The following is a 12,104-nucleotide window of genomic DNA, read 5'->3' on the forward strand; positions in this document are numbered from 1 at the left end:
GGCAGCCAATGCCGGACTCGGTCAGGTGGCATCGTCGCCGCTTGAGGTGTGGCGCTCGTATAATGAAGCGAGACAAGCGCTCGATGTGCTCGATGCCGAGCTTACCGGCCATGTATCCCGCTATGATACGCTCGCCCGCCAATCCTCGCATTATTATTATCCGATCGATCTGGAGCTGAAGCTGACCAATACGGTACGAGCCGGCGATGTCGACGGGCTGGAGCGGCTGTTCGATCATATCGAGGTGGAGAACTTCGTCCATCGCCAGCTCAGCCCATGGCGGAAGATGCAGCTGCTCCAGGAGCTCCAGGGCACCTTGCACAAGCTGTCGGAGCAGCTCTCGCACCTGCCTGTCGTGGACTCGGGGAATCCGGCGCTCGGCGACTCGGGCGACGGCGATCGTCCGGTTCAGGATATGAATGGCATCCGCTCGATGCTGCGCGCGTTGTGCGAGCAGATCGGCCAACAAAAGTCCAATCGCCATCGCAAGCTGTTCGAGGACATTCGCACGACGATCGCCAAGCGCTATCGGGACAGCAGCCTTAGTCTTTGCCAGATCGCTACGGAGCAAAAACAGACCGAAAGCTATGTCTCGACATTGTTCAAGGAACAGATGGGCATCACCTTCTCCGACTATGTGGAGCAGCTGCGACTTGACGAAGCCTGCCGTTTGCTGCGAGAGACAGAGCTTCCGATCGTCGAGATTGCAGAGCAGGTCGGGTACAATAGCGACAAGTCGTTTCGCCGGGCGTTCAAGCGCGCGCATGGCATTCAGCCGACCTCGTTTCGCAAAGCACCGGAAGCCCAGACGGACATTTGACCGGGCGACCGCGTCATACCGTGTTCCGTTCGCCAGAGTTGCGAGCGGAACACGTTTTTTTGTTCTATGCCAAGGAAAGTATGCATCAGAAATGATGGGCGTTCAGGCGCGGCAACGCATACAGGACGCGGTTTCCCGCCGATCTGAGCGCAAGGTGTGCCTGCCATGAACTGTTCCTTTACGCCAGAGCGCAATTCGGGGTATCGTGGGGTTGTTGATAGCGCTATCAAAATGTGAAAGGGGCGTGAGACCATGCAAGAGGCGACTGCCGGGACAAAATCCACGACACGCCCACGGATGCGGGAGCGTCTTGCCGAGGCGCGCATACGCGGCAAAAAGCAGAAGGTGCTGCTGCTGCTTCTGCTTCCGGCCATCCTGTACTTTATTGTATTCAACTATATCCCGATGTACGGCGTGCTGATCGCCTTCAAAAACTTCCGCATGCAAGAGGGGCAAAACTTTATTGTCACCGTTCTCACCTCGCCGTGGGCTGGACAGCTTGGCCTCGATCATTTCAAGAACTTTGTGAACGGGCCGTATTTTTGGAATTTGCTGCGCAATACGTTTTTACTCGGCTGCTATTCCTTGCTGTTCGGCTTTCCGATCCCGATCCTGTTCGCGCTATTGCTCAATGAGGTGCGAGTGCGGTTCTACAAAAGCTTCGTACAGACGGTCAGCTACCTGCCGTACTTCCTGTCCATCGTCGCCGTCATCGGCATGCTGAAGATGGTGCTCAGTCCGAGCACCGGCGTCGTCAATCTGCTGCTGTCGAAGCTCGGGCTCGAGCCGATCTACTTTTTTGCGATGCCCGAATGGTTCCGCTTCCTGTTCGTCAGCTCCGGTATCTGGACCAGCATGGGGATGGGCGCGGTCATCTACCTAGCGGCGCTGTCGAAGGTCGATACGGAGCAATATGAATCCGCTGTCATCGACGGCGCGTCGCGTCTGCGGCAGATGTGGCACATCACGCTGCCGGCGATCAAGCCGGTCGTCGTCATCACGCTGATCCTCAATATGTCCGGCGTGCTGAGCGTCGGCGCGGAGAAGATCATCCTCATGTACAACTCGCTGACGTACGAGACGGCCGATGTATTCTCCACCTTCGTGTTCCGCAGGGGGTTGATCGAGCTTGACTTCAGCTTCGGCGCAGCGGTCGACCTGTTCAATGCGGCAGTCAACATCCTGTTCCTGGTGACTGCCAACTACATCGCGCGAAAGGTGGCTGACGAGAGCTTATGGTAAAGGATACATCGCTTGGCTCGCGGGTGCTTGACGGCATCGTTCATATCGTCATGGTCCTCGTCGTCCTGATCACGCTGCTGCCGATCCTGCATGTCATCGCGATCTCGCTTAGCTCGCCGGAGGAGATCGTGCGCGGCCGGGTCGGCCTGCTGCCGAGCCAGTTCAGCCTGGGGGCATATCGGACCATTCTGTTCGAGAATGTGCACATTCCGCGCTCCTTTTGGAACTCGATCATTATCACGACGGTTGGCACAGTGCTCAACGTTGTCTTTACGACGGCGGCAGCTTATGTGCTGTCGAAGCGCGATCTGCTGTTCCGACCGTTTTTTATGACAATCTGCATCCTGCCGATGTTTTTCACCGGCGGCATCATCCCGCAGTTCCTGCTCGTGCAGTCGCTTGGTCTGATGAATACGATCTGGGCGGTGACCGTGCCGGTGCTGATCAGCTCCTGGTGGCTCATCATCATGATTTCGTTTTTCAAAAACTTCCCGGTTGAAATCGAGGAGGCCGCCAAGCTGGACGGCTGCGGCGATCTGCAGACGCTGATTCGCATCGTGCTGCCGCTGTCGACCGCCGGGGTGGCGACGATCGCCTTGTTTTACGCCGTCTCGCACTGGAACTCGTATTTCTCGGCGATGCTCTACCTGCGCAACTACGATAGCTATCCGCTGCAGTTGATCCTGCGGGAGATCGTGCTGCAGAGCACGCTCGCCGATCAGTTGGCCTCGCAGGGCAACGCGGCGCTCGCTGAGGATATGAGCTCCAATCTGACGCCGGAGAGCGTCCAGTACGCGACGCTCGTCATCTCGATTGTGCCGATGCTGATCATATATCCGTTCATCCAGAAGTACTTTGTCCGCGGCATCATGATCGGCTCGCTAAAGGGCTGAATCTCGCACCGTCTTATGCGCCGAAGAGGCGCCGAATTGAATGTCACCATCGAGAGGGGGAATGCGGCGGCGGCGTCCGCACCAAGCAGCGCAAGGGAAAGGATAGTCTCGATTGGCATATACGATAAAGGGGATGAGTACATGAGCAAAAGAAAAACGCTGATGATCCTGCTGTCGCTCGGCATGATGCTGACCGCCTGCAGCCAGACCGAATCGCCCTCGGGCACGAAGGGCCCAAACAGCGGCTCGACGACGCCGACGACCGAAACGCCAGCCGCCGAGCCAGTGAAGCTGACGGTGGCCGGCATGCCGAAGTATCCGCCGAACCAGGTGCCCAACGATTATATCAAGGCTGTCGAGGAGAAGTTCAACATGGACTGGGATTACGAAGCGATCCCGCTCTCGGCCGGCATGGAGAAATACAATGTGATGTTCGCCTCTGGGCAATACCCGGACTTCATCCCGAACATGAACTCGCCGAGCAGCGTCGCCAAGTGGGCGTCCGCCGGCTACCTGCTGCCGATCGGCGATTATATCGACCAACTGCCGACCTATCGCAGTCTGTTCACGGACGAAGACTGGGAGGTGCTGCTCAGCTTCGCCTCCACCAACGGCAAGCTGTACATGCTGCCTAACGTCGCCAGCAGCGATCCGATGACCTGGATCTATCGTAAGGACGCCTTTGCCGAGATTGGTCTGGACACCTTCCCGGCTACGCTCGATGAGCTGCATGAGACGCTCAAGGCGCTGAAGGTAAAGTATCCGCAGTCGGTCGGCATCGGCGTGCGGGGCGGCACTGAGAACACGGGCATCCGCAATCTGATGAACGGCTTCCGTCAGAGCTTCCGCAATCCGCGCAACGACTATACGAAGGGCTTCTGGAACGATCCCGACCAGGGCGGCGCCGTCGTCTGGAATATGGCGTCGGATAAGCATCGGGAGATGCTGATCTTCTTGGCTCAGCTCTACAAGGAAGGGCTGATCGAAAAGGAGTTCGCGACGCTGACGCAGGAGCAGTGGAAGACGAAGCGGCTCACCGGCAGCGTGCTGCTGGACTTCCAGTATTCGAGTCATACGATCGACCCTGAATATGCGCTCACCGACATCCCAGGCGGCGAATGGGAGTATGCGCGCACGCTGCCAAGAGCTGGCGATGAGCCTGCGCTGGAGTTCAGCCCGGTCAAGTTCGCCCTGTTCGGCCCGATCTTCAGCAACAAGCTGGCCGATCAGCCGGCGAAGCTGGCGAAGCTGTTCGAATACATCGAGTTCGCCGCCTCGCCGGAGGGGCAGCTGTTCCATCAGATGGGGATCAAGGATGTGACGTATACCCAGGAGAACGGAGTTATCGCGTACGCTGACGGTTACGACCGTCAGAAGGTGGCGGAGCAGCATGGCTTCGACTGGATGATCAAGCAGAGCGAGGACGTCCTGAAGTCGGACCCGATGTTCCTCAAGAAGCAGGAGGCGCTGCAAGAGGTCTCAGGGATCTATAATCTGACGCCGAAGAGCGCACCGTTCACCGAGGAGGAGCAGCAGACGATGAATACGACGGTGAGCGCGATGGAGGACATCGCCTACCAGTTCGCGACGCGCGCCGTCATGGGCATCGCCGATCCGTCGGACGATGCGCAGTGGAGCAAGTATCTCGATGATCTGGCGAAGGTAGGCATGGCGCAAGCCCAGACCATCGCCGAGAGCTACCTGAAGGAGTAGAAGGGTCGCGTCAACCGAGGAACGGACAATCGCGCTACCGGCAGGACGGCCGCAAGTCGTCTTGCCGGCTATCCGGCTGGGGTTGGAAGCTCCGGGAGAGAGGCATACCCGCAACAACAAGAAGGAGGCATCACATGAATACGATTCATCTGGCGCTACCGGCTGACGCTGGCGCGCGCATCCGCTACGGAGCGGAGCTGCTAAGGCAGGCCGCGCAGACACACGGACTGTCGCTGGTCGAGACGGGCGGCTGGACGCTGGAGAGCTATCGGACGGTCGCTGAACCAAAGATCGCTGTCGGGGTTCGCGGAGAGGATGCGCTGATCGAAGCTCTAGAGCAAGCGGATGTGCTGCTCTATCACACCGATCCGCCGACCGGAGAGGGCTACTACATCGCCTCGCTGCCGGGCGAGCTGATCGTCATCGTAGGCGGCGGCGCGACCGGCGCGCTATACGGCTGTCAGGAGCTGGCCCGCATCCTGAGCGAGCGCGGCGAGCTGCCCGATCATCTGGCGATCTCGGACAGCCCGGCGATGCGGCTGCGCGGGCCTGTCGTACCGCTGCAGCTCACTAGGATCGAGCCGCCGCGGCGCACCTACGAATATCCGATTACGCCGGGACGCTTCCCTTGGTTCTATGATCGCGAGCACTGGACCGAGTTCCTGGATATGCTGCTCGAGCAGCGCTGCAACGTCATCTATGTATGGAGCGGCCATCCGTTCTCCTCGCTCGTCAGGCTGCCCGACTACCCCGAGGCGCTGGAGGTGACGGAGGGGGAGTACCGGCTGAACGTCGAGATGTTCACTTGGCTGGCCGAGGCTTGCGACCGGCGGGGCATCTGGCTCGTGCTGAAGTTCTACAATATCCATATCCCGCTGCCGTTCGCGGAGAAGCACGGCCTCGACCTGCATCAGCCGAAGCCGCTGGCGCTGACGAGCGACTACTACATCCAGTCGATCTCGGCGTTCATCCGCTCGTTCCCCAATGTCGGCCTGATGGTCTGCCTCGGCGAGGCGCTGCAAGGAGCGATCTACGGGGCCGAGTGGTTCAACGAGACGATCCTGACTGGCGTCAAGGACGGACTGAAGGCGCTCGGACAGCAGGAGCTGCCGCCGATCATCGTGCGCGCCCACGCGATCCCGTCGGAGAAGGTGATGGCCGAGGCGATCCCGAACTATGGGCATCTCTACACCGAGGCCAAGTACAACGGCGAGTCGCTAACGACGTACACGCCGCGCGGCAAATGGCAGGACACGCATCGCCACCTGGCCTCGCTCGGCTCGATCCATCTGTTCAATGTGCATATCCTGGCCAATCTGGAGCCGTTCCGCTACGGCTCGCCGTCGTTCATCCAGAAGTGCGTGCAGGCAGCGAAGTATCGGCTCCACACAAACGGCATCCATCTGTACCCGTTGTTCTACTGGGATTGGCCGTATGCGCCGGACAAGGCGGAGCCGCGGCTGCGTCAGATGGATCGCGACTGGATATGGTTCGCGGCGTGGTTCCGTTATGCGTGGCAGCCGGACCGCGAGCCGGCGCTGGAGCGGCAGTACTGGATCGGCCGGCTCGCCGAGCGGTACGGCAGCCGCGAGGCGGCTGCGGCCATCCTCGACAGCTACGAGCATGCAGGCGAGATCGCGCCCAAGCTGCTGCGCCGCTTTGGCATCACGGAGGGCAACCGGCAGACGATGAGCCTCGGCATGACGATGAGCCAGCTGACCAACCCGGCCCGCTATGGGCAGTGGAAGGAGCTGTGGGACTGTCAGGCGCCCCATGGGGAACGACTGGATGAATATGTGATACGCAAGCTGCAAGGACTGCAGCCGGTCGGCGAGTCGCCGCTGGACATCGTCCGCAGCGTCGAGGCGCACGCGCGGCGGGCGGAGCAAGCGATAGCGACGGCTGCGGACGGCGTGACGCGCAACCGCGACGAGTATGAGCGGCTCTCCTCCGATATGCGGGCGATCTCGCTCATGACGACCGCCTATACGGAGAAGGTGAGAGCGGCGATCCTCGTCCTCACCTACAGGGAGCAATGCGGCGGCGCGTATACGGAGCCTCAGCATGTGCAGCTGCTGACCGAGGCGGAGCCGCATCTGCTCGGCAGCCTGGAGGCGTATCGCGAGCTGGCAGCGCTGACGGCAGAGACGTATCTGTACGCCAACAGTATGCAGACGCCGCAGCGCAAGGTGCCGTTCCCGGACGGCGAGGCCTACGGCCATTGGCAGGCGTGTCTGCCGCGCTATGAGGAGGAGTATCGGCATTATGCCGCGACGGTGGAGCTGCTGCAGGCGGGTCAGCTGCCGGAGCAGCTGGCTGCGGCGGAGGGACCGCCGGAGCGTTACCGCGAGGCTGGATACGTCCTGCACTCGCCGGATGCCGAGCGCTATACGCTGGCCCCGGATGCGGAGCTGTTCACGGACGGGGGCATCCCGGCCGCGAGCGTCGCCGAGGAGCTGATGGGCTTGCAGGCGATCCGCTTCAACCGCGAGCGCGCCAGCAAGGACGGCTATCAGCTCGACATCGAGCTGCAGGAGGAGGCGCATATCCTGATCGGCTACTTTAACTCCGACGATTCGCAGTGGCTGCAGGTGCCGAGTCTGGAGGAGAATACGCATGCCGACGATCGCGGCGGGTTGACGCCGCTCTTGACGCATGCGCTCAAGGTGTTCTTCCAGCCCCATGTCAATGTGCATGCCTTCCGCTACGAGGCCGGGCGGCATCGGCTTGTGCTCGGGCGTGGCGCTTACCTGGTCGTTGGCGTCATCGCCGCCGATCAGCCGCTGCGGGCGCGCGACGTCGAGGGCGAGGGCAAGGTCCAGACGCTCGATTGGTTGTACGAATCATGAGCGGCGGACGATTGGCAGGGTGCGTCGTCGTCGTCACAGGCGCGGCCTCCGGCATCGGGCGGGCGATCGCGCTGCGCTGCGGCCAGGAAGGCGCGACGGTCGTCGCCGCCGATCTGTCGGCGGACGGAGAGGCGACAGTCGAGACGATCGTCGCGGCAGGCGGCCAGGCGTTATTCGTCCAGGGCGATCTGCGCGAGGAGGCGGCGGCCTCCGAGCTGATGCAGATCGCGGCCCAGCGCTACGGCGCTCTGCATGGACTCGTCTGCAATGCCGGCGTCACCGGCACGACCAATGTCGTCACGGCGACCGACGAGGATTGGGAACGGATCATGTCGATCAATCTGAAGGGCGCCTGGTACTGCGCAAAGCATGCGATCCCGCATATGGCAGCGGCGGGCGGCGGGAGCATCGTCAACCTCTCCTCGACGCATGCGATGCGGACGCAGTTCAACCATTTCCCTTATCAGGCAGCCAAGGGCGGCATGCAGTCGATGACGCTCGGCATCTGCGTCGACTATGGTCGACAGGGCATACGGGCCAACAATCTGGTGCCCGGCTTCGTCATGACGCCGCTGGCCCGGCGCTTCCTTGACGGGTACCCCGATCCTGCCGCCAAGGAGCGGCGGATGCTGGAGGCGCATCCGCTGGGACGACTCGGGACGCCCGAGGATATCGCGGCGGCTGCGGTCTTCCTCCTCTCTCAGGAGGCTGCGTTCATCAGCGGCACCTCGCTCGTCGTCGACGGCGGCCGCTCTGCGTATCAGCAGTCGGACTAGTGGTGTGAGGGATAGGCTTGCAGGGCCCGTAGAGCATGCCGGGGATGCGATGAGTGATGCCTGGGACACAGAGTGAACATGGCAGGCAGGGGAAGTGCGACAAGTATAACAAGCTCGAAGAGCGGGCAAACGATGTTTTCAAGGGGGTAGAAGATCAATGAGAGACAGGGCAACCATCCGCGAGCGCATGCATGGCATCCATGCGATCCCGGTGACGCCGTTCCGGGCGGATCTGACGATCGACGAGGCAGCGCTGTCGGCCAATGTCGAGCGCATGGCGAGCGGCGGGATGACGGCGCTCTATCCGTGCGGCAATACGGGCGAATTTTACTCGCTCACCCACGCGGAAGCGACGGCGGTCGTCGAGCTGACGGTGCGCCAGACGCGGGGGAGAGCGCTCGTGATGGCCGGCGTCGGCTACGATACGGCGACAGCCGTCCAGCTCGCCAAAGCGGCGGAGCAGGCGGGTGCGGATGGGCTGATGGTCCATCAGCCTGTCCATCCGTTCCAGTCCGAGCGCGGCTTGCTCGCGTACTACGAGGCGATCGCCGCTGGCACGGGGCTGCCGCTGGTGCTCTATATTCGCAGCGAGCATGTGAGCGCGGCGACGCTGGCAGCGGCTGCGCAGATCCCGCAGGTGGTCGGCGTGAAGTATGCGGTCAACCATCTGCCGTCGTTCGCCGAGGCGGTCAGCCGAATCGGCAGCCGGATCGCCTGGATCTGCGGCACGGCGGAGATGTGGGCGCCGTTCTTCTGGGCGGCGGGCGCAGTCGGTTTCACCTCCGGTATGGTCAATGTCGATACGACACTGTCCAAGGCGATGCTCGCTGCGATGGAACAGGGGAACAAGATGGAGACGATGCGGATCTGGCAGCTGCTGAGGCCCTTCGAGGTGATGCGCGAGCAGCGCGGCAGCGCCAACAATATTAGCGTCGTCAAGGAAGCGATGGCACAGCTCGGACTGGACAGCGGTTATGTCCGGCCGCCGATCGCGCCGCTGACCGTACAGGAGAGACTGGCAGTAAGCGAGGTGCTCGTGTCGTGGGGCTTGCTGGAGGAGCAACAGCAGGAAAGGAGAGCTTAGCGATGAAGGCTTACAACTATATCAACGGCACTTGGCGCGAGGCTGAGTCGGGCGAGCGAATGGGCAGCCGCAATCCGGCCCGTCCGGGCGAGGAGATCGGCTCCTCGCCGCGCTCGTCGAGGACGGATGCCGAGCAGGCGGTGCAAGCCGCGCAGACAGCGGGTCTCGCCTGGCGGGATAGACCCGCTGGCGAGCGCGGTGAGCTGCTCCGACAGATGGCACTCTGTCTGGAGGCGCGGAGCGGCGAGCTGGCCGAGCTGCTGACGCGCGAGGTAGGCAAGACGCAGCCGGAGTCGCTCGGCGAGGTGAAGCGCGGCGTCGCGATCCTGCATTATTATGCGGGGCTGGCGATGCATGCGGACGGTGAGCATCTGCCGGCGGCGGATGGCGTCTCTCTGCTCTATACGCGCAAGATCCCGCTTGGCGTGGTAGCGCTGATCACGCCATGGAACTTCCCTGTGGCGATCCCGCTCTGGAAGCTGGCGCCGGCGCTAATCAGCGGCAACACCGTCGTCCTCAAGCCGGCGACCGGCGCCTCGCTGACAGCAGCGCTGCTAGTAGAGATCATCAGCGAGGCGGGTCTGCCAAGCGGCGTGTTGAACCTGGTGAACGGAGCGGGAGCTGCTGTCGCGGCGGCGCTCGTCGAGCATCCGCTCGTGCAGGGCGTCAGCTTCACCGGCTCTAATGCTGCGGGTCGACGGATCGCCCAGCAGGCGGCGGCGCGCGGCATCAAGGTACAGCTCGAGATGGGCGGCAAAAATGCGGTCGTCGTCATGGCCGACGCCGACCTGGCGCGCGCTGCCGACGCGGTCGTCTCGGGGGCGATGAAGAGCGCCGGTCAGAAATGCACGGCGACGAGCAAAGTGATCGTGCAGCCCGAGATACGCGAGCGCTTCACGACGCTGCTGCTGGAGCGGCTGCAAGCGATCACGCTCGGCCCGGGCGAGTCGCCCGGCGTCTACAGCGGGCCGCTGGCCTCCGAGCAGCAGCAGCGCAGCGTGCTGGCGGCGATAGATGCCGCACGCGAGGCGGGAGCCGAGCTGCTGTGGGGCGGCGGCATGCCGCAGACGGCGGAGACGGCGGGCGGCTATTATGTCGAGCCGACGCTGTTCGCCGGCGTCGATCCCGCGAGCGCGCTCGCTCGCGAGGAGATTTTCGGGCCTGTGCTGGCGGTGCTGGAGGCGGCGACGCTGGAGGAGGCGATCGACCTCGCCAACGATACCGAGTACGGACTTAGCGCAGCGATCTTTACGAGCAGCCTTACCTCGGCGATGACGTTTATCCGTCGCATCGAGGCCGGGATGGTCAAGGTGAACAGCGAGACGGCTGGGGTCGAGTACCAGGCGCCGTTCGGCGGACTGAAGCAGTCGAGCTCGCACTCGCGCGAGCAGGGCGTGGCTGCGCTCGATTTTTATACGCATACGCAGACAATCTCACTGACGATGTAGAGTGGCATAGGAGGAGGACAAGATGAAGATAACCGAGGTGAAGCTCGATGTCGTGCGTATCCCGCGCGAGACGGGCTTCGTATGCGAGCATGCGTTCATCCGTCTCATGACGGACGAGGGGGTGACGGGGGTAGGGGAGATGTCCGACTTCTCCCATCTGCCGAAGTATGCGCTCGATGCGCGGGACCTGGAGGCGACGCTGCGCATGCAACTCGTCGGCCGCGATCCTTCGCAGATCGCCGAGCTGAACCGCGAGCTGGCGGCGCTCTATCCCGAGACGATGTACTATTATGAGAAAGGCACCTTCATCCGCTGCGGCGTCGATATCGCGCTCCATGACCTGCAGGCCAAGGCGCTCGGCGTCAATGTTAGCACGCTGCTGGGCGGCCGCCAGCGCGACCGCATCAAGGTGTGCTACCCGATCTTCCGGCATCGCAGCGCAGCCGAGGTAGCGGACAATCTGGAGGTCGTGCGGCGCAAGCTGGCGCAAGGCTTCGATGTGTTCCGACTCTATGCGGGCATCGATCCGGATGCGGACGAAGCGTTCCTCGACGGCGTGCGGCGCGAGTTCGGCAGCCGGGTGACGATCAAGTCGCTCGACTACAGCCACCTGCTCGACTGGAAGACATCGCTGCGCGTCACGCGCAGGCTGGCTCCTTACGGCGTCCAGATGGTGGAGAGCCCGGCATTCCGCAACGATGCGGAGGGACTGCGCAACTTCCGGATGGCGGTCGATCTGCCGGTGAGCGAGCATGTCTGGAGCTTCCGGCAGCTGCATGACATGCTGCGCCAGGACAGTGTCGACATCCTCAATATCGCGCTCATCTTCATCGGCGGCTTTGAGGCGGCGCGCAAGGCTGCGGCAGCTGCGGAGGTCGCCGGCAAGGGCGTGCTTATCGGTACGACGCAGGAGCTCGGCTACGGCACGGCGGCACAGGCGCTGCTGGGCGGAGCGCTCGGCAACCTGACGGCAATCTCCGATCCGACAGGGCCTTATCTGTACACCGACGACGTGACGACAGAGAAGTTGCGGTACGAGGACGGCTATCTACTGTTGCCGGACGGGACGAAGCCGGGCATCGGCGTCGACATCGACTGGGACAAGGTCGAGCGGCTCGCCGCCGGGGGCTTCTCATGGGGCGATCAGGCGCTGGCGCAGCTGCAGGACCGGACGCGCCCGGTGCAGTCTGGCAGGTCTTGAAGCGCTGAGCGGAGGGGTGTATCGATGCGGAAGTGGGCCAGGGTTATCCGACCGTCATCCTATGCTGCGAGGTGCAAG

The 12,104-nt window shown here is 62.6% G+C and carries 9 protein-coding genes; all 9 read left to right on the plus strand.

Translation table 11 applies throughout. The features are described from left to right. The coding region (locus tag PA598K_RS14120; protein ID WP_185601956.1) for a helix-turn-helix domain-containing protein at nucleotides 1–820 on the plus strand (820 nt) is incomplete at its 5' end. A gap of 252 nt (nucleotides 821–1,072) precedes the next feature. Further along, on the plus strand, nucleotides 1,073–2,062 hold the full coding sequence (locus PA598K_RS14125) for an ABC transporter permease (protein ID WP_128657588.1): 990 nt from the start codon (nucleotides 1,073–1,075) through the stop codon (nucleotides 2,060–2,062). Beyond that, nucleotides 2,056–2,955 (plus strand): carbohydrate ABC transporter permease, encoded by a 900-nt coding sequence (locus tag PA598K_RS14130; protein ID WP_128657589.1) that lies wholly within the window; start codon nucleotides 2,056–2,058, stop codon nucleotides 2,953–2,955. The genes PA598K_RS14125 and PA598K_RS14130 overlap by 7 nt, the downstream gene beginning before the upstream one ends. 141 nt (nucleotides 2,956–3,096) lie before the next feature. After that, nucleotides 3,097–4,668, plus strand: a complete 1,572-nt coding sequence (locus tag PA598K_RS14135) for an extracellular solute-binding protein (protein WP_185601958.1) — start codon at nucleotides 3,097–3,099, stop codon at nucleotides 4,666–4,668. 134 nt (nucleotides 4,669–4,802) lie between these two features. Then, nucleotides 4,803–7,517, plus strand: a complete 2,715-nt coding sequence (locus PA598K_RS14140; protein ID WP_128657591.1) for a hypothetical protein — start codon at nucleotides 4,803–4,805, stop codon at nucleotides 7,515–7,517. Then, nucleotides 7,514–8,293, plus strand: coding sequence for an SDR family NAD(P)-dependent oxidoreductase (locus tag PA598K_RS14145; protein ID WP_128657592.1), 780 nt, complete (start codon nucleotides 7,514–7,516; stop codon nucleotides 8,291–8,293). Before PA598K_RS14140 ends, PA598K_RS14145 begins: the two co-directional genes overlap by 4 nt. A 157-nt stretch (nucleotides 8,294–8,450) precedes the next feature. Continuing rightward, on the plus strand, nucleotides 8,451–9,377 hold the full coding sequence (locus PA598K_RS14150; RefSeq protein ID WP_128657593.1) for a dihydrodipicolinate synthase family protein: 927 nt from the start codon (nucleotides 8,451–8,453) through the stop codon (nucleotides 9,375–9,377). Nucleotides 9,378–9,379: 2 nt separating this feature from the next. Next, nucleotides 9,380–10,825, plus strand: coding sequence for an aldehyde dehydrogenase family protein (locus PA598K_RS14155; protein ID WP_128657594.1), 1,446 nt, complete (start codon nucleotides 9,380–9,382; stop codon nucleotides 10,823–10,825). 22 nt (nucleotides 10,826–10,847) lie between these two features. Further along, the gene (locus tag PA598K_RS14160) at nucleotides 10,848–12,026 is read left to right on the plus strand and encodes a mandelate racemase/muconate lactonizing enzyme family protein (RefSeq protein WP_128657595.1); all 1,179 of its coding nucleotides are present in this window, start codon (nucleotides 10,848–10,850) and stop codon (nucleotides 12,024–12,026) included. Nucleotides 12,027–12,104: the final 78 nt, after the last annotated feature.

Origin of the sequence: Paenibacillus sp. 598K (assembly GCF_003851045.1) — a bacterium.
GTDB lineage: Bacteria > Bacillota > Bacilli > Paenibacillales > Paenibacillaceae > Paenibacillus_D.

Excerpts from the sequence above, each read along its gene's own strand:
- PA598K_RS14125 (WP_128657588.1), top strand. The coding sequence starts at position 1,073 with ATGCAAGAGGCGACTGCCGGGACAAAATCCACGACACGCCCACGGATG.
- PA598K_RS14130 (WP_128657589.1), top strand. The coding sequence starts at position 2,056 with ATGGTAAAGGATACATCGCTTGGCTCGCGGGTGCTTGACGGCATCGTT.
- PA598K_RS14135 (WP_185601958.1), top strand. The coding sequence starts at position 3,097 with ATGAGCAAAAGAAAAACGCTGATGATCCTGCTGTCGCTCGGCATGATG.
- PA598K_RS14140 (WP_128657591.1), top strand. The coding sequence starts at position 4,803 with ATGAATACGATTCATCTGGCGCTACCGGCTGACGCTGGCGCGCGCATC.
- PA598K_RS14145 (WP_128657592.1), top strand. The coding sequence starts at position 7,514 with ATGAGCGGCGGACGATTGGCAGGGTGCGTCGTCGTCGTCACAGGCGCG.
- PA598K_RS14150 (WP_128657593.1), top strand. The coding sequence starts at position 8,451 with ATGAGAGACAGGGCAACCATCCGCGAGCGCATGCATGGCATCCATGCG.
- PA598K_RS14155 (WP_128657594.1), top strand. The coding sequence starts at position 9,380 with ATGAAGGCTTACAACTATATCAACGGCACTTGGCGCGAGGCTGAGTCG.
- PA598K_RS14160 (WP_128657595.1), top strand. The coding sequence starts at position 10,848 with ATGAAGATAACCGAGGTGAAGCTCGATGTCGTGCGTATCCCGCGCGAG.